At 69.8% G+C, this 23,281-nt stretch carries 28 protein-coding genes; 9 read left to right on the forward strand and 19 right to left on the reverse strand.

The window, feature by feature from the left end:
* Window positions 1-48 precede the first annotated feature (48 nt).
* Together QZM72_RS24250 and gloB are read right to left on the reverse strand one after the other, a co-directional pair.
* Complete coding sequence (locus QZM72_RS24250; protein ID WP_089467126.1) at window positions 49-1,632, reverse strand: transglycosylase SLT domain-containing protein; 1,584 nt, start codon at window positions 1,630-1,632, stop codon at window positions 49-51.
* A 151-nt stretch (window positions 1,633-1,783) separates the two neighbouring features.
* Window positions 1,784-2,605 (reverse strand): hydroxyacylglutathione hydrolase, encoded by an 822-nt coding sequence (gloB, locus tag QZM72_RS24255; protein ID WP_301739434.1) that lies wholly within the window; start codon window positions 2,603-2,605, stop codon window positions 1,784-1,786.
* 18 nt (window positions 2,606-2,623) lie between these two features.
* Between gloB and QZM72_RS24260 the strand changes: the two genes are divergently transcribed.
* From QZM72_RS24260 to dnaQ, 3 genes are read left to right on the forward strand one after another with little or no spacing between them, the layout of a single operon-like run.
* On the forward strand, window positions 2,624-3,436 hold the full coding sequence (locus tag QZM72_RS24260; protein WP_301739435.1) for a class I SAM-dependent methyltransferase: 813 nt from the start codon (window positions 2,624-2,626) through the stop codon (window positions 3,434-3,436).
* Entirely contained in the window at window positions 3,433-3,876 is a 444-nt protein-coding gene (gene rnhA / locus QZM72_RS24265; protein ID WP_301739436.1) for a ribonuclease HI, read from the forward strand. The genes QZM72_RS24260 and rnhA overlap by 4 nt, the downstream gene beginning before the upstream one ends.
* A gap of 40 nt (window positions 3,877-3,916) precedes the next feature.
* Entirely contained in the window at window positions 3,917-4,651 is a 735-nt protein-coding gene (gene dnaQ, locus QZM72_RS24270) for a DNA polymerase III subunit epsilon (protein WP_089467122.1), read from the forward strand.
* Window positions 4,652-4,678: 27 nt separating this feature from the next.
* Here dnaQ and QZM72_RS24275 read toward each other — a convergent pair whose 3' ends face one another.
* Window positions 4,679-5,011, reverse strand: coding sequence for a YnfA family protein (locus tag QZM72_RS24275; RefSeq protein WP_089467922.1), 333 nt, complete (start codon window positions 5,009-5,011; stop codon window positions 4,679-4,681).
* Window positions 5,012-5,549: 538 nt separating this feature from the next.
* On the opposite strand from QZM72_RS24275, the gene proP reads away from it, so the two are divergent.
* Window positions 5,550-7,040, forward strand: coding sequence for a glycine betaine/L-proline transporter ProP (gene proP / locus QZM72_RS24280; protein WP_301739437.1), 1,491 nt, complete (start codon window positions 5,550-5,552; stop codon window positions 7,038-7,040).
* Between the two features lie 107 nt (window positions 7,041-7,147).
* Here the strand turns inward: proP and QZM72_RS24285 are convergent, their stop codons facing one another.
* Window positions 7,148-7,354, reverse strand: a complete 207-nt coding sequence (locus QZM72_RS24285) for a hypothetical protein (protein WP_089467120.1) — start codon at window positions 7,352-7,354, stop codon at window positions 7,148-7,150.
* 159 nt (window positions 7,355-7,513) lie between these two features.
* On the reverse strand, window positions 7,514-8,143 hold the full coding sequence (locus QZM72_RS24290; RefSeq protein WP_301739438.1) for a glutathione S-transferase family protein: 630 nt from the start codon (window positions 8,141-8,143) through the stop codon (window positions 7,514-7,516).
* Between the two features lie 161 nt (window positions 8,144-8,304).
* Here QZM72_RS24290 and QZM72_RS24295 point away from each other — a divergent pair, with 161 nt between their 5' ends.
* Complete coding sequence (locus QZM72_RS24295) at window positions 8,305-9,528, forward strand: polyhydroxyalkanoate depolymerase (protein ID WP_301739439.1); 1,224 nt, start codon at window positions 8,305-8,307, stop codon at window positions 9,526-9,528.
* A 7-nt stretch (window positions 9,529-9,535) separates the two neighbouring features.
* Here QZM72_RS24295 and QZM72_RS24300 read toward each other — a convergent pair whose 3' ends face one another.
* From QZM72_RS24300 to madL, 11 genes are all read right to left on the reverse strand, one after another.
* Entirely contained in the window at window positions 9,536-10,183 is a 648-nt protein-coding gene (locus QZM72_RS24300) for a phosphoribosyltransferase (RefSeq protein WP_301739474.1), read from the reverse strand.
* A 126-nt stretch (window positions 10,184-10,309) separates the two neighbouring features.
* The gene (locus QZM72_RS24305) at window positions 10,310-10,831 is read right to left on the reverse strand and encodes a phospholipase D-like domain-containing protein (RefSeq protein ID WP_089467117.1); all 522 of its coding nucleotides are present in this window, start codon (window positions 10,829-10,831) and stop codon (window positions 10,310-10,312) included.
* A 117-nt stretch (window positions 10,832-10,948) separates the two neighbouring features.
* Entirely contained in the window at window positions 10,949-11,881 is a 933-nt protein-coding gene (locus tag QZM72_RS24310; protein WP_089467116.1) for an acyltransferase domain-containing protein, read from the reverse strand.
* Complete coding sequence (gene mdcB, locus QZM72_RS24315) at window positions 11,878-12,744, reverse strand: triphosphoribosyl-dephospho-CoA synthase MdcB (protein ID WP_089467115.1); 867 nt, start codon at window positions 12,742-12,744, stop codon at window positions 11,878-11,880. The genes QZM72_RS24310 and mdcB overlap by 4 nt, the downstream gene beginning before the upstream one ends.
* Window positions 12,741-13,409, reverse strand: coding sequence for a malonate decarboxylase holo-[acyl-carrier-protein] synthase (mdcG, locus tag QZM72_RS24320; protein ID WP_089467920.1), 669 nt, complete (start codon window positions 13,407-13,409; stop codon window positions 12,741-12,743). Before mdcG ends, mdcB begins: the two co-directional genes overlap by 4 nt.
* Window positions 13,396-14,103: a biotin-independent malonate decarboxylase subunit gamma gene (mdcE, locus tag QZM72_RS24325; RefSeq protein WP_089467114.1), complete on the reverse strand. Its 708-nt coding sequence runs from the start codon at window positions 14,101-14,103 to the stop codon at window positions 13,396-13,398. The genes mdcG and mdcE overlap by 14 nt, the downstream gene beginning before the upstream one ends.
* Window positions 14,090-15,031 (reverse strand): biotin-independent malonate decarboxylase subunit beta, encoded by a 942-nt coding sequence (locus tag QZM72_RS24330; protein WP_301739440.1) that lies wholly within the window; start codon window positions 15,029-15,031, stop codon window positions 14,090-14,092. The genes mdcE and QZM72_RS24330 overlap by 14 nt, the downstream gene beginning before the upstream one ends.
* Window positions 15,028-15,342, reverse strand: a complete 315-nt coding sequence (gene mdcC, locus QZM72_RS24335) for a malonate decarboxylase acyl carrier protein (RefSeq protein WP_077242255.1) — start codon at window positions 15,340-15,342, stop codon at window positions 15,028-15,030. The genes QZM72_RS24330 and mdcC overlap by 4 nt, the downstream gene beginning before the upstream one ends.
* Before the next feature lie 10 nt (window positions 15,343-15,352).
* On the reverse strand, window positions 15,353-16,999 hold the full coding sequence (gene mdcA / locus QZM72_RS24340) for a malonate decarboxylase subunit alpha (RefSeq protein ID WP_301739441.1): 1,647 nt from the start codon (window positions 16,997-16,999) through the stop codon (window positions 15,353-15,355).
* A 131-nt stretch (window positions 17,000-17,130) separates the two neighbouring features.
* Window positions 17,131-17,898 carry a malonate transporter subunit MadM gene (gene madM, locus QZM72_RS24345; RefSeq protein ID WP_301739442.1) on the reverse strand — a complete coding sequence of 256 codons (768 nt, stop codon included), beginning with the start codon at window positions 17,896-17,898 and terminating at the stop codon, window positions 17,131-17,133.
* Between the two features lie 11 nt (window positions 17,899-17,909).
* Window positions 17,910-18,305, reverse strand: a complete 396-nt coding sequence (gene madL / locus QZM72_RS24350) for a malonate transporter subunit MadL (protein WP_089467112.1) — start codon at window positions 18,303-18,305, stop codon at window positions 17,910-17,912.
* 329 nt (window positions 18,306-18,634) lie between these two features.
* Here madL and QZM72_RS24355 point away from each other — a divergent pair, with 329 nt between their 5' ends.
* Both QZM72_RS24355 and QZM72_RS24360 read left to right on the forward strand, forming a co-directional pair.
* Window positions 18,635-19,483: a LysR substrate-binding domain-containing protein gene (locus tag QZM72_RS24355; RefSeq protein ID WP_089467111.1), complete on the forward strand. Its 849-nt coding sequence runs from the start codon at window positions 18,635-18,637 to the stop codon at window positions 19,481-19,483.
* 166 nt (window positions 19,484-19,649) lie between these two features.
* The gene (locus tag QZM72_RS24360; RefSeq protein WP_301739443.1) at window positions 19,650-19,934 is read left to right on the forward strand and encodes a DUF4148 domain-containing protein; all 285 of its coding nucleotides are present in this window, start codon (window positions 19,650-19,652) and stop codon (window positions 19,932-19,934) included.
* 34 nt (window positions 19,935-19,968) lie between these two features.
* On the opposite strand, the gene QZM72_RS24365 is transcribed toward QZM72_RS24360, so the two are convergent.
* Entirely contained in the window at window positions 19,969-20,886 is a 918-nt protein-coding gene (locus QZM72_RS24365) for a 3-hydroxyacyl-CoA dehydrogenase NAD-binding domain-containing protein (protein ID WP_301739444.1), read from the reverse strand.
* Between the two features lie 247 nt (window positions 20,887-21,133).
* On the opposite strand from QZM72_RS24365, the gene QZM72_RS24370 reads away from it, so the two are divergent.
* Together QZM72_RS24370 and QZM72_RS24375 are read left to right on the forward strand one after the other, a co-directional pair.
* Complete coding sequence (locus QZM72_RS24370) at window positions 21,134-21,571, forward strand: Hsp20/alpha crystallin family protein (RefSeq protein ID WP_089467108.1); 438 nt, start codon at window positions 21,134-21,136, stop codon at window positions 21,569-21,571.
* 16 nt (window positions 21,572-21,587) lie between these two features.
* Window positions 21,588-21,998: an Hsp20/alpha crystallin family protein gene (locus tag QZM72_RS24375; protein WP_301739445.1), complete on the forward strand. Its 411-nt coding sequence runs from the start codon at window positions 21,588-21,590 to the stop codon at window positions 21,996-21,998.
* A gap of 115 nt (window positions 21,999-22,113) precedes the next feature.
* On the opposite strand, the gene QZM72_RS24380 is transcribed toward QZM72_RS24375, so the two are convergent.
* A complete protein-coding gene (locus QZM72_RS24380; RefSeq protein ID WP_301739446.1) occupies window positions 22,114-22,416 on the reverse strand; it encodes a zf-TFIIB domain-containing protein in 303 nt (100 codons plus the stop codon).
* A 90-nt stretch (window positions 22,417-22,506) separates the two neighbouring features.
* Window positions 22,507-23,262, reverse strand: coding sequence for a TerC family protein (locus tag QZM72_RS24385; RefSeq protein WP_301739447.1), 756 nt, complete (start codon window positions 23,260-23,262; stop codon window positions 22,507-22,509).
* Between the last annotated feature and the right edge of the window lie 19 nt (window positions 23,263-23,281).

A 23,281-nucleotide genomic window follows, 5' to 3' on the forward strand; every position in this document is an offset into this window, starting at 1 on the left:
CAATCGTGCGAGCCTCACCGGCCGCTGCGCCGCGCGCGACGGCCGCGCTTACTTCTTCTTGCCCTTGTGCGCGACGGTCTTGGCCGGCGCGGCTTTCGCGGGAGCGGCCTTCGCCGACTTCGCCGACTTCACCGACGACTTGACGGTGCCACGCTTGCCGCCATGCGACTTGCCGCCCACCGCCAGGCTCGCGCGCTCGATGTGCGCACCGGCGGCCGACGTCGCGATCCGCTCCGGACCGGGTTCCGCCGGCACCGAACGGCCGACCGGCACGTGCAGCACGAGCGCCTGGCCCGGCATCACGAGATCGCGGTGCGTCCGGTTCCATGCCTTCAACTGGCCGACCGACACGCCGTAGCGGCCGGCGAGCGCCGCCATCGACTGCTTGCGACGCACGCGGATCAGCATCTTGCGCGTATCGGGAACGTCCGGCTCCATCGCGAGCGCGCCGTTTTCGGCGACGTCCGCGCTGATGTCCTCGTCGTCGTCATTGCCGCGCGGCACGACGATCGTCGAGCCCGGTTTCAGGCGCATGCCGGCCGGAATCTTGTTGACCGACATCAGCGTATCGGCGTCGACGCCGATCTTCTCGGCGATCGCAGCCGGGCGTGCCCGCTCGCTGACCGTATAGGTGGTCCAGGACGACAGCTGGCCGCTATACGACTTCAGGCCCTTCTCGAACGCGGACGCGTTGTCGAACGGCAGCAGGATCTGCGGCTCGGTCGCGCCGAGGATCACGGGCTTCGAGAACGACGGGTTCAGCGAGCGGAATTCGTCGAGCGGCAGGTTCGCGAGCTTCGCGGCCACCGCCACGTCGATGTCGCGCGACGTCGTGACCGTCACGAAATACGGGTGGTTCGGAATATCCGGCAGCGTCAGGCCATACTGCTGCGGGCTCGCGATGATGTTCTTCACCGCCTGCAGCTTCGGCACGTAGTTGCGCGTCTCGTTCGGCATGCGCAGGCTCTGGTAGTCGGTCGGCAGGCCGGCCGCCTGGTTGCGCGCGATCGCGCGCTGCACGTTGCCCTCGCCCCAGTTGTACGCGGCCAGCGCCAGATACCAGTCGCCGAACATGTCGTGCAGGCGGGACAGGTAGTCGAGCGCGGCGCTCGTTGAAGCGAGCACGTCGCGGCGCTCGTCCTGCCACATGTTGCGCTTCAGGTTATAGGTGCGGCCGGTGCCGGGCATGAACTGCCACATGCCGGCCGCCTTCGCGACCGACAGCGCCTGCGGGTTGTACGCGGACTCGATGAACGGCAGCAGCGCGAGCTCGGTCGGCATGTGACGCGCCTCGAGCTCTTCGACGATGTGGTACAGATACTTCTGCGAGCGCTCGGTCATGCGCTGCACGTAATCGGGCCGCTGCGTGTACCAGGTCGTCTGCATGTCGACCAGATCGCTCTGCAGGTCGGGCATCTGGAAGCCGCGGCGGATGCGCGCCCAGAGATCGGAGTCCGCAGTGGTCAGGTCGCCGACGGACTGCTTGTCGACGTCGACGGTTTCTTTGGCGGTGGCTGATTTACGGAGGTAGTTGGACGCCGCCTGCGAATCGGCGGCGTTGTTGGCGACAGGGGGCTGGCTCGCACAAGCGGCGAGTAGCAGCACCACCATCGCACTCAATATAAGTCGCATGAAAATCTCTGCTTCCGACGGCTGGAAATTGCAGGCGATACTACGGAAGTGCGTGCTTCACGTCAATAAAAACACCGAAAACTCAGCGAAATCCTACATTTGGAGCAATTTTTACAGACACCGCTTGAGCTTCGGAATCCTCCGGAAAACGTCATCGGAACCGGTTTTTCCATTCGCGCATCAGCGTGAACGCGGCCAGACGATCCGTCACCGTTTCGTGCAGCTCGGCCGCGAGCGTCGCGTGGATCGCCACGCTGTCGGCCCGCATGAACGGGTTGACGGCACGCTCGTGCGCGATCGTCGTGGGCAGCGTCGGCACGCCGCGCGCACGCAGCGCCTGCGCGTCGTCGCGCCACGCGGCGAGCGCCGCATTGCCCGGCTCGCACGCGAGCGCGAAGCGGATGTTCGACAGCGTGTATTCGTGCGCGCAATGCACGCGCGTGTCGTCCGGCAGCGCCGCGAGCGCGTCGAGCGACGCGAGCATCTGCGCGGGCGTGCCCTCGAACAGGCGGCCGCAGCCGCACGAGAACAGCGTGTCGCCGCAGAACACGTGCGGCGCCGCGCTGCCCTGCCCGGCCGCGCGTTCGCTGGCCGCCTGAAAGTAAGCAATGTGGCCGCGCGTATGGCCCGGCACGTCGAGCACGTCGAACGCGACGGCCGGCGCGTCGAGCGTCACGCGATCGCCGCCCGCAAGCGGTCGCGTGACCACGTCGATCGCTTCGGCCGCGGGGCCGTAAACGGGCAGCGGCGCATCGTCCGGTTGGCTATTACGCAGCGCCTCGACACCGCCGACGTGGTCGGCGTGGTGGTGCGTGAGTAAAATAGCGGTCAACCGCCAGCCTCGTTCGGCAAGAACCCGGCGTACGGGCGCGGCTTCACCCGGATCGACGGCGATCGCATCGCGGCCGTCCGAGACGAGCCAGATATAGTTGTCTTCGAATGCCGGAACCGGCACGTATTCCAGCTCGTTCATGGGCGCGCAATCATCGTTATGTCTGACCGTCAAATTATAGACTGGCCCGCCTGGACCGACTCGCCGCCCGGCCGTTACGTGCTGGGCTGGGAACAGGCGCAGCTCGACCGGATCGTGTCCGACGTCTTCGGATTCCACGCGCTGCAGCTCGGCCTGCCGCAGCTCGACGCGCTGCGCGAGAACCGCATGCCGTATCGCGGCCTCGTGCTCGACCCGGCGAGCGGCGCGAGCGCGCCGTATCAGTATCCGTGGGCACGCGAAGCGCACGCGGCGGGCCACGCGCCCGCCGATCGCAGCACGACCTGGTGCGACCTGCTCGACCTGCCGTTCGAATCGCAGAGCGTCGACCTCATCGTGATGCCGCACACGCTCGAATTCACGTCCGACCCGCACCGCCTGCTGCGCGAGGCCGAGCGCGTGCTGATGCCGGAAGGCCAGCTCGTGATCACCGGCTTCAACTCGCTGAGCCTGTGGGGCATGCGGCAGTCGTTCGGGCGCATGGCCAACCGCCCGTTCGTGCCGGCCACGCGCGACCAGATCGCGTTCATCCGGCTCAAGGACTGGATCAAGCTGCTCGGTTTCGACCTCGAACGCGGCCGCTTCGGCTGCTACCGGCCGCCGCTCGCCACCGACCAGTGGCTGGCCCGCTACGGCTTCATGGAGGCCGCCGGCGACCGCTGGTGGCCGATTTTCGGCGCCGTCTACATGGTGACGGCCGTCAAGCGCGTGCGCGGCATGCGCCTCGTCGGTCCGATCAAGATGAAGAAGCCCGTGCTCGCACCGGGCCTGACGCCGGCGGCCTCCCCGACCACTCACCAAGAACGTTCATGACAACCGACACCATCGACATCTATACCGACGGCGCCTGCAAGGGCAACCCCGGCCCCGGCGGCTGGGGCGCGCTGCTGCGCTACGGCAATCAAGAAAAGGAACTGTTCGGCGGCGAGCCGAACACGACCAACAACCGCATGGAGCTGATGGGGGTGATCGCCGCGCTCGAAGCGCTGAAGCGGCCGTGCCGCGTGATCGTGCATACCGACTCGCAATACGTGCAGAAAGGCATCAGCGAGTGGATCCACGGATGGAAGAAGAAAGGCTGGGTCACCGCGGCGAAGGCGCCGGTGAAGAACGCCGACCTGTGGAAGCGGCTCGACGCGCTCGTCGTGCAGCACGAGATCGAATGGCGGTGGGTCAAGGGCCATGCAGGCCATCCCGAAAACGAGCGCGCGGACGCGCTCGCGAACCGCGGCGTCGAATCGCTGGCCGCCTGAACACCGGCCGCCCTCCCCCGTTTTTCTTGCTTTTCCCGACATGCGCCAGATCATTCTCGATACCGAAACCACCGGCCTGAACGCCCGCACGGGCGACCGTCTCATCGAAATCGGCTGCGTCGAGCTGCTGAACCGGCGGCTCACCGGCAACAACCTGCACTTCTACGTGAACCCCGAACGCGACAGCGATCCGGGCGCACTGGCGGTGCACGGCCTCACGACCGAATTCCTGAGCGACAAGCCGAAATTCGCGGAAGTCGCCCACCAGATCCTCGACTTCGTGAAGGACGCCGAGCTGATCATCCACAACGCGCCGTTCGACCTGGGCTTTCTCGACGCCGAATTCGCGCGGCTCGGCCTGCCGCCGTTCACCGAGCATTGCGGCGGCGTGATCGACACGCTGGTGCAGGCCAAGCAGATGTTCCCGGGCAAGCGCAATTCGCTCGATGCGCTCTGCGACCGTTTCGGCATCAGCAACGCCCACCGCACGCTGCACGGCGCACTGCTCGACTCGGAGCTGCTCGCCGAGGTGTATCTCGCGATGACGCGCGGCCAGGACAGCCTCGTGATCGACATGCTCGACGACGCGGGCGTCGGCGGCGGCGCGGCGAATGGCCAGCGCGTGTCGCTCGCCGCGCTCGACCTCGCCGTGGTGATCGCGAGCGACGACGAGCTTGCCGCGCACCAGGCTCAGCTCGACGAGCTCGACAAGTCGGTCAAGGGCACCTGCGTGTGGCGCCAGTCCGCCGACACGGATACCGCCGAAGCAGCCTGACGCACGCGGCCCGCGCCGCGGCCGCGCCTATGCGCGCGGCTGCAGCGCGATGACGGCCATCCCGCCGAGCGCGAGCATCGCGCCCGCCATGTCCCAGCGGCTCAGCGCGACGCCGTCGACCACCCGCAGCCAGATCAGCGCCACCGCGATGTACATGCCGCCGTACGCGGCATACGTGCGCCCCGCCGCGCTCGGGTGCAGCGTCAGCAGCCAAGCGAACAGCCCGAGCGACAGCGCTGCCGGCACCAGCAGCCAGGCCGGTCGCCCCGCCTTCAGCACGAGCCACGGCAGGTAGCAGCCGACGATTTCGGCCAGCGCGGTAGCGGCGAACAGCGCCGCGATCCTCATCAGTTCGGTCATCCGGTTCCTCGCGAATTCAGCCCCGTCGCGGCGGCCGGCACGGCCGCGCCGCGCGCCGCCGATCATACCGGAGCGGGCCGCGGCGGATGCCCCGCCAGACGGGCGACTCCAGGCAATTTGCACGATCGTCCGTCATCGTGCTATCATGTCGCCTGTTTCAACATTCAATCTCTGTCTTTTCGATTTTGAGAGAAGTCCGGCCGCGCGTTGCGGGCCGGTGCCTCGATCGAAATTGCATCCACAGGAAAGCCCGCCCGACAGGCCCGCTTTTCTCGTTTCGTTGCCCCTCCGGGGCGTTGCCGGAACGCCGGACCCATCGTCCGCACCGGCATCCGCCGCTTGCATCACGCGGCCCATTCTTCATGAGCGCACTGTCGCGACGGCCCATCGGGCCCGCGTCGAAGCAGCCCCTTGGCCCTTTGCTGCCCTGCGCGCAGTAAGTGCTTAAAGGCCTGCCCCGACGCGCAGCACACGACACCGCGCTCGCCGGCAAACCGTGTCGGACGGCCCGCCCGTTCCGGCGCTGTCAAAGGAGTGCATGACCTTGACCGCAACACACGTCAGCCCGACCGCTGTCTCTTCCCTCGCTTCGTCGTCCGGCGAAGCCCCGCTCGCCGCGGACGACATCACCGTCGTCGACCAGAGCCTGCTCAAGCGCGCCGTCAGCGCGATGGCCATCGGCAATGCGATGGAATGGTTCGACTTCGGCGTCTACAGCTATATCGCCGTCACGCTCGGCAAGGTGTTCTTCCCGTCCAGCAGCCCGTCCGCGCAGTTGCTCGCCACCTTCGGCACGTTCGCGGCCGCGTTCCTCGTGCGCCCGCTCGGCGGCATGGTGTTCGGCCCGCTCGGTGACCGCATCGGCCGCCAGCGCGTGCTCGCCGCCACCATGATCATGATGGCCGTCGGCACCTTCGCGATCGGCCTGATCCCGAGCTACGCGTCGATCGGCATCATGGCCCCGATCCTGCTGCTCGTCGCCCGCCTCGTGCAGGGCTTCTCGACCGGCGGCGAATACGGCGGCGCCGCCACCTTCGTCGCCGAGTTCTCGACCGACAAGCGCCGCGGCTTCATGGGCAGCTTCCTCGAGTTCGGCACGCTGATCGGCTATGTGCTGGGCGCGGGCGTCGTCGCGCTGCTCACCGCGTCGCTGTCGCAGGAGGCGCTACTGTCGTGGGGCTGGCGCGTGCCGTTCCTGATCGCCGGGCCGCTCGGCCTGATCGGTCTCTACATCCGGATGAAGCTCGAGGAAACGCCCGCGTTCAAGCGCCAGGCCGAAGCGCGCGAAGCGCAGGACAAGGCCGTGCCGAAGACGCGCTTCCGCGAAACGCTGATGCGTAACTGGCGTGCGCTGCTGCTGTGCGTCGGCCTCGTGCTGATCTTCAACGTGACCGACTACATGGTGCTGTCGTACCTGCCGAGCTTCATGTCGTCGACGCTGCACTTCGACGAATCGCACAGCCTCGTGCTGGTGCTGCTCGTGATGGTGCTGATGATGCCGATGACGCTGTACGCCGGCCGCCTGTCCGACAAGGTCGGCCGCAAGCCGGTGATGCTCGCCGGCTGCGTGGGCCTGCTGGTGCTGTCGATCCCGTCGCTGATGCTGATCCACACGGGCACCACGGCATCGGTGTTCGGCGGCCTGCTGATCCTCGGCGTGCTGCTGTCGTGCTTCACCGGCGTGATGCCGTCGGCGCTGCCCGCGCTGTTCCCGACCGAGATCCGTTACGGCGCGCTCGCGATCGGCTTCAACGTGTCGGTGTCGCTGTTCGGCGGCACGACGCCGCTGGTGACCGCGTGGCTCGTCGACGTGACGCACAACCTGATGATGCCCGCGTACTACATGATGGGCGCCGCGCTGATCGGCATCGTGTCGGTCGTCGCGCTCGCCGAAACCGCGCGCCAGCCGCTGAAGGGCTCGCCGCCGGCCGTCGCGACGCGCCGCGAAGCGCACCAGCTCGCGCGCCAGTTGCGCGACGAGGACGACGAATCGGAAATCTACGGCGTCGCGACTCCCGCACGCGCGTGAGCGTCGCCCAATGAAAAAGCCCCGGCCGAAGCCGGGGCCCGATCGAACCCGATCCGCCCGACCGGCTTGCGCCGGCCGGGCTTTTTTCATTCAGGCGGCGTGCGCATTCATGCGTGCGCTTCGCAGTGACGGCAGAAGATCAGCGCGCGCGACCGCGACACGGCCGCCTGCGCACCGCGCGCCGCGACGATCATCCCGACTTGGCCGAGATTGAAATCGCGCTCGACCATCAGCTGCGTGAGCCCGGCAAGCGCCAACACGACGGACGGGTGGTACAGGCTCGATTCAATCAGGGCTTTCATCGTCGGCTCCATCTGGCAATGCGTGATTTGATGGAGTGGATTCTAGGGATCGGTCGCCGCCGGATAAACAGCGCGAATGCGAAGTCACTTGTCAGCGGCCGAGAACAATCGGCGGCGGCTTGCCGGACAACGGCGAGCGGCGTGTGACAGCCCGGCGGGCCGCTTCACAAGCTAGGCGAGCGGCGTGTCGACGAAGGCCGGCAGCGCTTCCGCCCGCGCGGAATGCGCGGCAAGCGCCGGATAACGGGCCGGATCGATCCGCGCGAGCACCGGGTAATTGGCCGCCATGAACTGCGTGAAGCGCCACGCCACCGCGACCGTCACGTCCGACTGCAGCAGTCGCGCGCCGCCGAACCAGCCGTTGGCGGCCGCGACCAGCGGTTCTAGCGCGCCGTATGCACCTTCGAGCTGGCTCAGCACGCGTTCGATCCACGGTTCGTGCTGCTTGTCCGATGGCCGCAACGCCTGCTCGTAGACGACCTGCACGGTTTTCTCAGCCGCGGCCAGCGCGAAGCCGATCGGCACCAGCGCGCGCAGCCGGGCCTCGACGGCGCCGGGCAGCAGGCGCCGCTCCGGCGCGGCCAGGTGGTCGAGATAGTCGACGATCAGCGACGAATCGAGCAGCGTCGCGCCGCCGTCGGTCACGAGCGTCGGCGCCTTGACGACCGGATTGACCCGCCTGAACTGGTCGATATGACGAAATACCGAGATCGACTCGTGTTCGAACGGCAGGTCGAGCAGCTTCGCCGAAATGGCGACGCGGCGCACGAACGGGGAATCCAGCATGCCGATCAGCTTCATCGCGAACGCTCCGCTTACGAGGATGGGGCCGATGACTGTAGCAGCGTCGCGCGGCAGCGCCTAGCGCTTGACGCGCATCAGCCAGCCGCGCATCGGACTCGCACTGCCCGCCCCCTGCGACCATAATGCAGGTTCACGCTCCTTCCGCCCCAGGGTCCGCCATGTGGTACGCCGTCGTCGAGCAGCAGCGGGAATGGATGCGCGCGTGGCGCGCGGCGACGCGATATGCGTTCGACGCATGGCCGGCCGCGTCGCTGCCGCATGCCGCGTCGTCGTGCTACGACGACCTGTTCGAACCGCTGCTCGGCCCGCAGGCCGCGCCGCCGGGCTTCGACCTCGCGTGGCCCGACGTCGGCGAGCAGGTCGTCGCGCACACGCCGTTTTGCGACTTGCGGCGCTTCGCGCGCGCCGACGCGCGCCGCATGGTGCTGCTATGCGCGCCGCTCGTCGGGCACGCGGCCGTGATGATGCGGGAAACCGCCGAAACGCTGCTCGCCGACGGCGACGTCTGCGTGACCGACTGGCGCAATGCGCGCGACGTGCCGCTCGCGGCCGGCCGTTTCGGACTCGACGAATACGTCGCGATGCTCGACGGCTTCGTCGGCACCCTGCAGCACGACGATCGGCCGCTGCACGTCGTCGCCGTGTGCCAGGCGACCGTGCCGGCGCTCGGCGCCCTGGCGTTGCGGGCGGCGCGCGGCCTCGCGCCGCCCGCGAGCATCACGCTGATCGGCGGCCCGCTCGATGCGCGGCGGAACCCGAGCGCGCTCGGCGTCGCCGCGGCCGCCCATTCGCTCGACTGGTGCCGGCGCCATCTGATCGACATCGTGCCGCCCGGCTTCGCGGGACACGGCCGCCATGTGTTCCCGACGTATCTACAGCAGGGCGAGATCGCCCTCCTGTATCCGCAACGCTTCCTGACACTGATCGAGACCTATGCGCTGGCCGCTTCCCGCTTCGACATGGCCGGGCTCGCCGATGCACGGCGGGCGCTGCGTGAATACACCGCGCTGCTCGACATGCCGGCCGACTATTTTCTCGACACGGTCGACGTCGTGTTCCAGCGCATGTTGCTCGCGACCGGCGCGTGGCACGTGCGCGGCCGGCGCGTCGAACCGGCCGCGCTGCGCGACGTCGCGCTGCTGACCGTCGAAGGCGCCCGCGACGCGGTCACGGGCGCCGGCCAGACGCATGCGGCGCTCGACCTGTGCAGCGGCCTCCCGGCCGATGCGCGCCATCGCGTCGACGTCGACGATTGCGATCACTACGGGCTGTTTACGGGGCCACGCTGGCACGGCAACGTCCATCCGGCGATGCAGCGCGTGTTCGCGCAGGCGGAAGCCGGCCGACCGCGCCCGCGCCCGCGCCGGAACCGTCGGACGTGACGACGGATCAGGCGCGCGCCGCGTCGAGCAGCGCGCGCACCTCGTCGTCGCTCGTCTGCTCGAAGCGCGCGTAGAACTGGCTGATTCCGAACAACCGCGCCGGCTGCGACACCGCGACGAACGCATCGGCCAGGCCGTCGAACGCATGCGCCGCACCCGCCGGCGCGACCGGCGCCGCCGCGACGAGGCGCGCCGGATGGCGCTCGCGCAGCGCCTGCAGCGCGACGCGCATCGACGCGCCGGTCGCGACACCGTCGTCGACGACGATCGCGATGCGTCCGTCCACCGCCAGCGGCGGCGCCGCGCCGCGGTACAGCGCCTCGCGGCGCTGCAGTTCGGCGGTCTCGCGCGCGATCACGTCGGCGAGTTGCGCATCCGATACGCCCATCGCGCGAATCACCGAACGCTGCAGATGAATCGCGCCGCCCGTCGCGATCGCGCCCATCGCGAGCTCGGGGTCGAACGGCACGCCGAGCTTGCGCACGACCAGCACGTCGAGCGGCGCACGCAGCGCGCACGCGACCGGATACGCGACGGGCACGCCACCGCGCGGCAGCGCGAGCACGACGACATCGGTTCGCCCCGCGTATTCGCGCAACGCGTCGGCCAACTGGCGGCCGGCATCCGCGCGATCGCCAAAACTGCTTTCGGTCACGATCGGCTCCCTGCCGTTGCGCTGGGTGCGCGCGAGCCGCGCCGACGCCATGTCAACGAGCATGGTTCATCGGTCGCGCCGATGCAAGCAGGGTCATACCGGCGCGCGACGCGCCGCGGGAAAGGGTCAGAGGCCGGCGGCCTGCCGATACAGCCGCCAGAACGACTGCGCGTAGGACTGCGCGAGTTCGGGCGCGCGTCGGAACACGTTCACCGTGTCGGCGTGCTCGGCCGCGCCGTCGGACAGCGTCGTCAGCGCGACGCTGTCGTCGACGATCATGAAGCGCGACGCGGGGCCGCCGTGCCGCGAATCGATCGCGACGTCGACACCGGCGGATTTCAGATAGCCGGCGCCGCTGGTCCGGCCCGCACGCGGCGAACGCACGAGCACGACGCGCACCTCGATCCCGCGCGCACGGGCCGCCCTCAGCGCGTTCGCGACCGCCGGCGGCACTTGCGTATAGCCGGCCAGCAGCACGCGGCGCTGCGCCTGTTCGATCAGATCGACGGTCGCGTCGACCGCCGCGTTGTCATACGAAAAGTACGTGCCGACCGATGCGGCATCGGACGGAATCTGGCTGGCGTGGGCGCTCGTCGCGCAGAAAAACGCGACGAAAAGGAAGGCGGCTGGTCTCATGGCGGGCGCCATTGTAGCGACGCCATTTCGCGTGACAAGAGGCGGCTGCGACGCTGCTGCGCCGGCGCAACACACAGTGCGGAACAGGTGCCCCGCGACTGTGTTTCAAGCCGGATTTCGACCCGCCGATCAGCCGGCCGCGACGCGCGCGAGCCAGCTCGTCACGCCGTCGACGGAACGGAAATCCGCGACGCTGCGCGCGGGCAGCGCGGGATACGCGCCGCCGGCCATTTCCGCCAGCGCCCGCCCGGGGCCGAGTTCGAGAAACGCGGTCGCGCCGGCCTCAACGCATGCGGCGAGACAGGCCGCCCACTCGACCGGCTCCGCGATCTGCCGCGCGAGCTTGTCGAGGCCCGTATCGACATCGAGCACCGACGCGCCGTCAATGCCCGAGAACAGCCGCGTGCCGGGCAACGGCCGGCGCACGCGCGTCGCGGCCAGCGTCGCGCGGAAAGCCGGCACGGCCGCCGCGAGCCGGCGCGTGTGCGACGCGATCCGCACGCAGACGGGCGCGACACGCAGCGCGCCGGCGCGCGCCGCGTCGTCGGCTACGGCGGCGACATCGGCGTGCCGCCCCGCGACCACGAACGCATCGCCGGGGTTCGCGATCGCGATGGCCGCGTCGCGACCGTCGCACAGCTGCGCCAGTCGCGCCCGCGTCAGGCCGCGCACGAACGCCATCCGCTCGTCGCCGCCGCTCGCGGCATCCATCTCGCGTGCACGCGCATCGGCCAGGTCGAGCGCGTCGTGCGGGTCGATCATCCCCGCGACGCTCCACGAGCCGACCTCGCCGACGCTGTAGCCCGCGACGCAGCGCCGGCGCGGCCACACCGCGTCGAGCAGCGCGGCCGCCGCGAGCGCCTGGACCGTGCAGAGAATCTGCGCGGCGCGGTTTTCCTGCAGCGCGTCGGGCCCGGCCCGCCGGACCCACGTGCGCGGATCGTCGCCGAGCAGCCGGCCCGCGTGCGCGAACAGTGCGTCGGCCTGCGGCGCCGATCCGGTCAGGTCGAACATGTCGGCACGTTGCGCGCCTTGCCCCGAGCACAGGATGGCCAGCGTCATCGCGCACGTCCTTCGGCTTCGAGCGCATCGGCGAACACGCTCATCGCGAGCAGGTCGGCCGCGCCGCCCGGGCTCAGCCGGCGCGCCACGAACGCACGATGCGCAGCTGCCGCGCGCAACCGCCAGCCGCGCGCGCGCACGCCGCCGCGCGCGACGAACGCGCGGGCGGTCGCGCGGGCAAAATCGAGGCCGTCCTGACCGCCCCGATGCAGCAGATTCGTGTCGTCGAGCGCGGCGATCAGCGCGAAGCACGCGTCGATGCGCGCGGCTTCCGGGTCGTCCGGCAGGTCGCGCTGGGCGCGGCGCAGCGCGGGCAGTCCGATCGCATACACGGTCGGGAAGCCGTCGGCCGCCTCGCGACGCGCACCGCCGACACCGTAGCGGCGGCTCGCGCGCTCGCCGTGGCTGTCCGGCAAACGCGGGCCGCCGAGGATCTCGACGCCCCAGCGGCGGGACACGAACGCACCGAGCGTCGTGCCGTCCGGTACGGCACCCGGCATCGCACGCCGGCCGGCGGCCGCGCACAGCAGCCCGAGCCCGAAGATCGCGCCGCGATGCGTATTGACGCCGCCGGTCGCGGCGAGCATCGCATGCTCGGCCCGCAGGCCGATCTTGCGCAGCACGGCCATGTCGGCATCGCGCGCGCCCGCGTCGGCGAGTTCCGCGAAGTACGGGCGCAGCACGGCGGCGCTGCGCGCGAACGTCGTGGCGTCCATGTCCGCGTGACTGCCGGTGTCGACGTGACTGACGAGGCCCGGCTTCGGATAGGTGTCGATCTCGAGCACGAGGCTGCGCTCGGCCAGCGCGGCGATGCGCTCGGCCTCCGACGGCGACGCGACGCGGCAGGCAGCCCCGGCGTTCATTCGGTGCCTCCGATGAATGCATCGACGCGCATCAATTCGACGGTAGTCGCGGTCTTCACCGCGACTTCGGGCAGCCGCGCGTGCAGTTCGCGCCAGTTCGCACCCGCGCCGTCGTCGCGCAGCAGTTCGCCGTCGATACGCATCGGCGCACGTGCGTCGATCGCCGCAAGACCGTCGAGCAGCGGCGCGAGCGACGCGGCGTCCGGCAGCGGGAACACGATGTCGAGATCGGACGACGCGCTCAGGTACGGCTCGCCGGTCAGCGCCTGCCAGGCGAGGCTGCCGAACACGCGGCCCTGCACGCCGCAGCGCGCGCCGAGCGCATCGAGCTCGCGCAGCGGCGCATGCCACGCGGCGGGCGCTACGGCGAGGACGTCCGCCAATGCCGGCAGCGGGCCGACCGTTTCGAGCATGTCGGCGGCCACGTTCAGCGCGATGCGCCGCTTGCCCGCCGAAGGCGGCAGCGGCAGGCCGAGCGGCACGCGGCCGGCAGCGGCTTCATCCGGCGACGCGCGACGCACGATCAGCGGCCAGCCGCGCTCGGCCCATGCGCGTACGAGCGGATCGCCCGCGAGCGCGGGGTCACGGGCGAAGGCCGCGCCCCACCCGGCCGCCGTCAGCGTGACGAGCGTGTGGCGGCGCAGCGGCAGCTCAGCGTGCGGCACGCGCAAGGGCCTCGACGCGGGCGGCCACGTCGGTCGCGACCGGCCGGCCGCGCGCCGCGCGCCGGTCGACGCGCTCGGCCGGCTTGCCGAGCCATTCGCCGACCTGCGCGTCGAGCGCGCGGGACGGATCGAGCACGGCGTCGACGGCGCCCATCTTCACGAGGTTGTCGAGCCCCGGCGCGAACACCGGTGTCGAACGCGCCATCTCCTTCAGCACGTCGATCGGCAGCTTGGTCACGCGCGACATCGACGGCAGGTCCATCACCTCGGGTTCGGCGCCCGGCACCGCGAGCAGCGTGCGCGTCGCGAGCGCGGTCGCGATGAACGCGCCCGCGGCCGTGTGGCCGTACAGCACGCCGACCGTCCGGTGTCCGGCGAGATCCGCGTGCATCAGGCACTTCGCGAGATGCGACAGCCCTTCGTTCAGGCCGAGCAATTCGTCGCGCTTGCTCATCCGCTGGCTGTCGCTGTCGACCAGCACGACGATCGGCGTATCGCCGCCGCGCTCGATCGTGTCAAGCACGCGCGATGCGAGCGTCAGCGCCTCGTCGATGCCGAACGGCAGGCGGTCGGACACACCGATCACGTCGACGCGCGTGCCGGCCAGTTCCGCGTGGCCCGTCAGCAGGCCGCCATTGCGCACAATCGAATGGCCTCGGGGAAACAGCGAGTTCAGTACTTCATCGAGCGTCATGCTGCGGCTCCTGCAGTTGATCGGCGAGCTTCGCGAATGCATCGTCGGGCATGCCGGGAATCGCTTCCGGCTTGTCCGCGCCGAGCACCCGCCAGACGTCGAGCGCATCCTTGCAGCCGCCGAACCGTTCGACCCGCGCTTCGAGACGCGCCTGTTCCGCGCGCAGCCTCGCCGCATCGAACGTCGGCGCGCGGCCGATCAGGTCGAGCGCGGCCGCGCGGAACGCGTCCGGCGTATCGGCCACGTAACGATCGGCACCGCCGATCAGCCGCCGATGCTTACCACCCATCGTGCGCCAGATCAGCGCGCGATCCTTCGAGTCGAATTCCTCGACACCGCGATTGGTCTCGATCACTTCAGGCCCCGACACGCTGATGCGCCCCTGCTCCGACACCGCGAGCGCCGAACAGCACGCGGCGAGCAAACCGCCGCCGCCGTAGCAGCCCGCGCGCCCGCCGATCAGCCCGATCACCGGCACGCCGGCCGCGCGGGCTTCGACCAGTGCCCGCATGATCTCGGCAATCGCGAGCTCGCCCGCGTTCGCCTCCTGCAGCCGCACGCCGCCCGTATCGAACAGGATCAGCACCGGCTTGCCGGCGTCGCGCGCGGCGCGCAGCAGCCCGGTGAGCTTCGCGCCGTGCACTTCGCCGAACGCGCCGCCCATGAAGCGGCCTTCCTGCGCGGCGACGAACACCGGCCGGCCGTCGAGCCGCCCGTGGCCGACCACCATCCCGTCGTCGAACTGCTGCGGCAGGCCGAACAGCGGCAGGTGCGGGCTCGTCACGCGCTCGGCCGGCCCGAGGAATTCGCTGAAACTGCCCGCGTCGAGCAGCCCGTCGATGCGTTGCCGCGCCGATGCTTCATACCAGCTCGCCGCGTTCGCGACGAACGCGGGAGCGTCATGGATGTGACGAATGTCGCTCATCATGCGCCCCCCTCGATCGCGCGCACGGCCTGCGCGAGCCGCAGCGACACCATGTCGGGCCGCGCGCCGCCGTCGTTGATCGACAGCTTCAGGCCGCCCGGCGTGCGCCGTTCGACGAAATCCGACACGACCGCCTGCCACACCGCGCCGAACCCGACGGCCGCGGTGCGGATGTCGATCTCGCATTCGTTGCCCGGCAGCACGCGCTCGACGAGCACCTCGAGATTGCCGGACGCGACCACGCCGACGAGCGCCGCGGCCTGCTCGCCCTTCGCGCGTTCGCGCGCGGTGAAGCGATAGTTCAACTGTTCCATGCCCTCTTCCTCACCAGTTGCGGAACCGGGCCGGCGGCGCGTAGAGCCCGCCCGACCAGTGCACGAGGTCCTTGATCGAACGCGCGGCGAGCCAGCGGCGGTCGGCGTCGAGCGGATCGATGCCGAGATCCTCCGGGCGGCGGATCACGCCGCGCGCGCGCAGCCGCTCGACCATCCTCTTGTCGCGGCCGCGGCCGACGTCCGTATAGCCGGCCACGCCGCGGATCGCGTGCTCGCGTTCGTCCTTGTCGCGGCACATCAGCAGGTTCGCGATCCCTTCCTCGGTGACGATGTGCGTGACGTCGTCGCCGTAGACCATGATCGGCGCGAGGTCGAGCTGCAGCTTGTCGGCGAGCTTCAGCGCGTCGAGCTTCTCGACGAACATCGGCACGTTCTTGTCGCCGAACGTCTCGCCGATCTGCACGACGAGCTTGCGGCCGCGCCGCAGCGCCGCCGGCGTGTCGGGGTCGGCTTCGGCCCCCGCCTTCAGCCACGGCTCGCTCGGATGGCGCCGGCCGCGCGCGTCGCTGCCCATGTTCGGCGCGCCGCCGAAGCCGGCGATGCGCTCGGCGGTGACCGTCGACGAATGGCCGGACAGGTCGATCTGCAGCGTCGAGCCGATGAACATGTCGCACGCATAGAGGCCGGCCGTCTGGCAGAACGCGCGGTTCGAGCGCAGCGACCCGTCGGGGCCGGTGAACCACACGTCGGAGCGCGCGCGGATGTAGTCGTCCATCCCGACTTCGGAGCCGAAACAGTGAATCTGCTCGACCCAGCCCGATTCGATCGCGGGAATCAGCGTCGGATGCGGATTGAGCGCCCAGTGCGTGCAGACCTTGCCCTTCAGCCCCAGCTTCGCGCCGTAGGTCGGCAGCAGCAGCTCGATCGCGGCCGTGTTGAAGCCGATCCCGTGGTTCAGGCGCTTGATCCCGTACGGCTCGTAGATGCCCTTGATCGCGAGCATCGCGGTGAGAATCTGCGTTTCGGTGATCGCGGCCGGGTCGCGCGTGAACAGCGGCTCGACGTAGAACGGCCGGCCGGCCTCGACGACGAAATGCACGCGATCGCCCGGGATGTCGACGCGCGGCACCTTGTCGACGATGCGGTCGACCTGCGCGATCACGACGCCGTCCTTGAACGCGGTGGCCTCGACGACGGTCGGCGTGTCCTCGGTGTTCGGCCCGGTGTACAGGTTGCCGTCGCGATCGGCGCTCACGGCCGCGATCAGCGCGACCTGCGGCGTGAGGTCGATGAAGTAGCGGGCGAACAGTTCGAGATAGGTGTGCACCGCGCCGAGCGCGATCTTGCCGCCGAACAGCAGCTTCGCGATGCGCTGCGATTGCGGGCCCGAATACGCGAAGTCGAGCCGCTTCGCGATGCCGCGCTCGAACACGTCGAGGTGCTCGGGCAGCACGACGCCCGACTGCACCATGTGCAGGTCGTGGATCTTCGCGCTGTCGACGTCGGCGAGCGCGGTGGCGAGCAGATCGGCCTGCTTCTGGTTGTCGCCTTCGAGGCATACGCGGTCGCCGGGCCGCAGCACCGCCTCGAGCAACGCGACGGTGTCGCGCGCGTCGACCCGCTTGCCCTGCGCGTAAGCCGCGCCGGCCGCGACGCGTGCATCGCGCGCCTGCCGCGCGTGATTCCATCCGGTCATGAACAGTTCTCCGCTTCGATGGTTCAGCGGCATTCTAAGCCTGGCGCCGCTGCCGATTGATGATGTTGCAGAATGCGACTCAGAGGACGCCGCGATGGATGCGGCCCGCGCGCGGGCCGCGTCGCATCGCCCTACGCGCCGACCAGCGCGCGCGTCGTGAAGAACAGCAGCGACGGGCCGAGCAGGCAGCCGACGCCGGTATGGAACGTCGCGACCAGCGCGCCGTACGGCACGAGCCGGCGGTCGGTCGCGGCAAGGCCCGCGCTCACGCCGCTGACGGTGCCGGCGAGCCCGCCGAAGATCATCGCGGAGCGCGGCGTCTTCAGCCCCATGAAGTTGGCCGCGACCGGCGTGCCAACCATCACGATGATCGCCTTCACGAGCCCCGTCGCGATGCTGAGCGCGATCACGTCGGAACTCGCGCCGATCGCCGCGCCCGTGACGGGCCCGACGATATAGGTGACGGCGCCGGCCCCGATCGTCGTCATGCTGACCGCGTCGGTATAGCCGAACGCGCGCGCGACGCACGCGCCGACGATGAACGGCAGCACGGTGCCGAGCAGCAGCGACACGACGCCGACGAGCCCGGCCTTGCGCGCCTCGGTCGGCTGCACTTCGAACGCGGTCGCGACGATCGCGAAATCGCGCAGCATCGCGCCGCCCATCAAGCCGATACCGGCGAACAGCCTGACGTCGGCCAGACCCTTCTCGCCGCCGGTGAATGCGCCGCCGACGTAGGCGAGCACGAGGCCGATCACGATCGCGATCGCCGAGCCGTGGACGCGGCCGAACGTGAGCTTGCGCGACGCGATCGACGACAGCCACATGATCAGGCCGACCAGCGCGAACGACGCGACGAGCCCGTTGTGGGCGACGGTTTTTTCGAGCATCTGCAGCATGGCGGCCCCCTTCACTGTTCTTCGAATTGCGGCACGCCCGCGAAGGCCGTGTCGTCGCGCCCGGTGCGCGCGAGTACCGCGATGCAGCATGCGCAGATCGCGACCGCGCCGACGGCGGCCAGCAGCGCGACCGGCCCGCCCTTGAGCGCGGCGACCACGTTCTGGTTCGCGGCCATCGCGACGACCACCGGGATATACATCGCGCCCCAGAAACCGACGCCCGCCTCGGTCTCCTTCGGCATCCAGCCGCGCCGGTGCAGCCAGAGGCGCAGGCAGATCAGCAGCAGCATCGCGATGCCGACGCCGCCGACGTTGGTTTTCACGCCGATCGCGCTGCCGAGCAGGTCGCCGAGGAACAGTCCGGCCAGGTGGCAAAACGCCAGCAGCGCGGTTCCGTAGATGATCATGAGTCGTCTCCAGTCTCTTCGTGACGGGTGCCTGACGCGTGCGGGAGCCAGGCCCGCACGCCGATCCCGGGCGGACTGTCTGTCTCCTGCGGCGGGGCGCCGCGGCCCGGCGGCTCGTCGTGCGAGCACGTTCTCGGGGTCGATGGGATGATGCGGTTTCGGGCCGGACGCCGGATGGCTTAGACTGACCGATGCCATCGGCGGCGCGACACGGGCTACGCGTCCGGTGCCCCTCGTTGGCGGAGGCCGCACGGGCGCGTGATCCGATACTAGCGCCGCAAAATCCGGCCATTTATGAAGTTGTCGAAACCGATTCAGTGGATTTAGCAATGCGTCCGTTACCGCCCGAGTTGCTGCGCAGCTTCGTCGCCGTCGCCCAGTCCGGCAGCTTCACCGCCGCGTCCGAGCGCGTGAACCTGTCGCAGTCGACCGTCAGCCAGCATATCCGCCGGCTCGAGGAGCTGCTCGACCGGCCGCTGTTCGAGCGCGACACGCGCAACGTGCACCTGTCGCAGCACGGCGACGCGCTGTTCCGCTACGCGGTGCGCATCCTCGAGCTGATGGACGAGGCCGTCACGTCGGTCTGCGGGCCGCCGCTGTCGGGCAAGGTGCGGCTCGCGATGTCGGAGGATTTCGCGTCGGCGCATCTGACGGCCGCGCTCGCCAGCTTCGTGCAGCGCAACCCGGACGTCGAGCTGGCAATCTCGACCGGGCTGTCGGGCGACCTGTTCGACGCGCTCGACGAGGGCCGGCACGATCTCGTGTTCGCGAAGCGGATCGCCGGCAGCCGGCGCGGCCGTGTGATCCGCAGCGAACCGCTGTACTGGTGCACCGGCCCCGATTCGCGGATCACCGGCCACGAGGCCGTGCTACCGCTGGCGATGCATCCGGAGCCGAGCGTGTCGCGCCGCCGTGTGCTCGAATCGCTCGAGGCCGTCGGGCGGCCGTACCGGATCGCCGTCGTGAGCAGCAGCGTCGCGGTGTTGCGCGCCGCCGCGAGCGCGGGGCTCGGCGTCAGCGCGTTCGCCGGCTACGTGATCCCGGCCGGGCTCGCGCGGCTCGACGCGGGCCTGCCGGAACTCGGCGAACTCGAATACGTGATCGATCGCCCGGCGGCCGCGTCGCGCTCGACGCTCGCGCTCGAAGCCACGCTGATCACGGCGGCGGCCGAGTTGTAACGGCACCGCAGGCATCGCACACGGGCGCGGGCGCGCCCGCGCCTGACAGCCTTGCCCGGAACGCGTCATCGTCCGCGCAGCACCCGCTCGCGACAATGGGCCCCATCCGAACGCACCGCGCATCGCCGCGCGCGTCCGGTACCCGTCCCCTTGCTCGGAGCCCGCCATGAAGAACGTCCTGCGATTCGCCGTCGCGACCGCTGCAGCCGCCTTGCTCTCCCCCGCCTTTGCCCAGACCGACGCGTCGGCCCCCGCACAACAGGGCCTGACGCGCGCGGAAGTCATCGACCAGCTCAAGCAGGCCTATCTCGACGGCCAACTGCCGACCAACGACGGCAATTACCCGCCGAACGCCGCGACGCGTGCGCGCAACCGCGAACTCGTGCAGGCCGCGAGCCCCGCGTGGCTGGCCCACGTGCCGCCCGCCAGCCAGACGACCTCGCAGCAATGACCGGCGCCGCCGCGCCGGCGCGACGCGATCAGGATCACGGCAGGAAGCTGCGGCGCCGCGCGTCGATCAGTTCGACGAGCAAGCGGTCGCGCTCCGCCGCCAGTTCCTGCATCGAGCGCTCGCCCTGGATCGCGCGCAGCGCATCGGTCAGCTTCCGATCGACTTCCGGATCGAACGAAGGCGTGCCGAGGTCGTCCCACCAGCTCGTGATCGGCCCCGACAGATGTTCGAGGAAATGCGCGATCCCGCCCGCGCCGCCGCCGAGGTGATAGGTCAGGCACTGCCCCATCAGCCCCCAGCGCAGGCCGGGGCCCCACGCGACGGCCTTGTCCGCATCGGCGACGCTCACGACGCCTTCGCCGACGAGGTGATACACCTCGCGGAACAGCGCGGCCGCGAGCCGGTTCGCGACGTGGCCGGTCATCTCCTTGTTCAGCACGATCGTCTGCTTGCCGAGCGCATCGTAGAACTGCTTCACGCGCGCGATCACGTCCTGGCCGGTCATGTCGCCGCCGACCAGCTCGACGAGCGGGATCAGGTGCGGCGGATTGAACGGATGCGCGATCAGGCAGCGCTCCGGATGCTTCGCGCACGCGGTCTGGATCTCGGACATCTTCAGGCCCGACGAGCTCGACGCGATCGGCACGTGCGCGGGCAGCACGTCGTCCATCTGACGGTACAGCGCGCGCTTCAGGTCGAGCCGTTCCGGGCCGTTCTCCTGCACGAAGTCGACGCCGTCCAGCGCGCGCACGAGATCGGCGTCGAACGACAGCCGCGCGGAAAGCTCGGCGGCCCGCTCGCCGAGGAAGGCGGCGAGCGCGTCGCGCAGCCGCGCGTCGGCGTGCGGCGCCGGGTCGGTCGCGACGACGTCGAAGCCTTGCGTCAGGTAGAAAGCGGCCCAGCTCGCGCCGATCACGCCGGCGCCGACGATCGCGATACGTCGAATGTCCATGGTTGTCCCGTGTGGTTGGTCTGCGGATATGCCGCGGCGATTGTCGCATCGAATCCCGCGCGCAGGCGTCGACGCGGATTGCACATGCCCTCTTGAAATGTGCGGCGACGGCCACTAATTAAGCGTCGTCGGGCAGTGCCGCATGCCACGCACCGCCCCCGTTATCGACCCCGTGGAGCTACCCGTCGCGCCCGCCGCAGGCGTCGCGCCGTCGCGTCTCCCGCGTTCCCTGTTCAGGAGGACCAACATGAGCGGTATCCATCACGGCTACGACTTGTTCGACGAATTCGCCCGCGTACAGCGGCAGATGGCGAGCCTCCTCGGCGAACGCCCGTCGGGCATCCGCGCGGGGCGCGCCGGCGCGTTTCCCGCACTCAACGTCGGCGCCACCGACGACGCGATCGAGATCGTCGCGTTCGCACCCGGCATGGCCGCGGCCGACTTCGACGTGTCGATCGACAAGGATCTGCTGACGATCAGCGGCGAGCGCAAACCGGCGCCGCGCGAAGGCGACGACGTGCGCACGTATGCGCAGGAGCGCTTTCACGGCGCGTTCCGCCGCGTGGTCGAACTGCCGCGCGACGCGGACCCCGACCAGGTCAGCGCCCGCTACGAGAACGGCTGCCTGCTGATTCGCGTGGGCCGGCGCGAGGCCTCGAAGCCGCGTGCGATCACCATTCAGTAACCTTCAGGATACCGACATGAACACGAACCCGACCCTGGCCGAACGCCACCCGAGCACCGTTCACGCTGCCGCCGCCGAAGCCGCGCGCCGGCCCGCGATCACCCCGTCCGTCGACATCGTCGAGGACGCGCGCGGCGTCACGCTGCGAGCCGACCTGCCCGGCGTGCCGCGCGAGAACCTCGACGTGAAGGTGCACGACAATACGCTGACGATCGAAGCCGCGACGCAGATCGACACGCCGGCCGACCTGCGCGTGCGGCACGCGGAAATCCGTTCGACGCGCTATGCGCGGTCGTTCGTGCTGAGCGCCGATCTCGACACGTCGCGGATCGACGCGAACCTGCGCGACGGCGTGCTGACGCTGACGATTCCGCGCCGCGAGGAAACGCGCCCGCGCCGCATCGACGTGACGGCCGGCAATGCGTAGGCGTCGACGCGTGTCCTGACGCGACGCGCATGAAAAAGCCCCGCGCCGGCGCGATGCCGGGCGGGACTTCTTTTTTGCATCGAGCCGCGCGCGATCAGCCACGCGAACGGCAGATTCAATCGAAATCGAACAGGTCGAACACCGACTTCTTGCGGCGCCGGCCGTCGTGCCGGTGACGCTCGTCGTGCGAGCGGCCGTCGCGACCCCAACCGTCGTCGCGCTCGCGCGGCGCATGCGCATCGTGTTGCGCCGGCGCGGCTTCGCGGCGGGCCGGCGCATCGCCAGTCTCGCGGGCGATCAGCTTGTCGAGCTCGCCGCGATCGAGCCACACGCCGCGGCAGCTCGGACAGTAGTCGATCTCGATCGACTGGCGCTCGGCCATCAGCAGGTCGGGCGTCTTGCAGACAGGACATTTCATCGCGTTTCTCCTTTCCGTGCGAATTTCATCCGGATTCCGTATGAGGCGCGCGAACCGGCCGCCGCGGCGGCCGGCGTCACGCGCGCCGGCTCAGTCGCGCGCCGCGTGCGCGGCCCGCTTCGCCTTCGCGCGCCGCGCCAGCATGTTCATGCCCTCGACGAACGCCGAGAACGCCATCGCCGCGTAGATGTACCCCTTCGGCACGTGCGAACCGAACCCTTCGGCGATCAGCGTCATGCCGATCACGACCAGGAACGACAGCGCGAGCATCACGATCGTCGGGTTGCGGTCGATGAAGCGGGCGAGCGGCTGCGCGGCGAACAGCATCACGCTCACGGCGACGATCACGGCGACGAACATGATCGGGACGTGCTCGGTCATGCCGATCGCGGTCACGATGCTGTCGATCGAGAACACGATGTCGAGCATCACGATCTGGCCGATCGCGGCCCACATCGTCAGGCCGGCCGCGCCGGCGGTCCCGCCCGCGCCGTCGCCGTCGTGCGACACGTGGTGATGGATCTCGGTGGTGGCCTTCCACACGAGGAACAGGCCGCCCGACAGCAGGATCAGGTCGCGCCACGAGAACGCATGGTCGAACAGCGTGAACACGGGTTCGGTCAGGCTCGCGATCCACGCGACGCTGCCGAGCAGCGCGAGGCGCATCACCAGCGCGAGCGCGATGCCAAGGCGCTGCGTGCGGGCGCGCTGCGCTTCGGGCAGCTTGTTGCTGAGGATCGAAATGAAGATCAGGTTGTCGATGCCGAGCACGACTTCCATCACGACGAGCGTCAGGAGCGCGGCCCAGACGGCGGGGTCGGCGGCAAGCGTCAGCAGGTAGTCCATGGGATGGGCCGATACGAAA

This window comes from Burkholderia sp. AU45388 (assembly GCF_030481585.1).
Classification (GTDB): Bacteria; Pseudomonadota; Gammaproteobacteria; order Burkholderiales; family Burkholderiaceae; genus Burkholderia; species Burkholderia sola.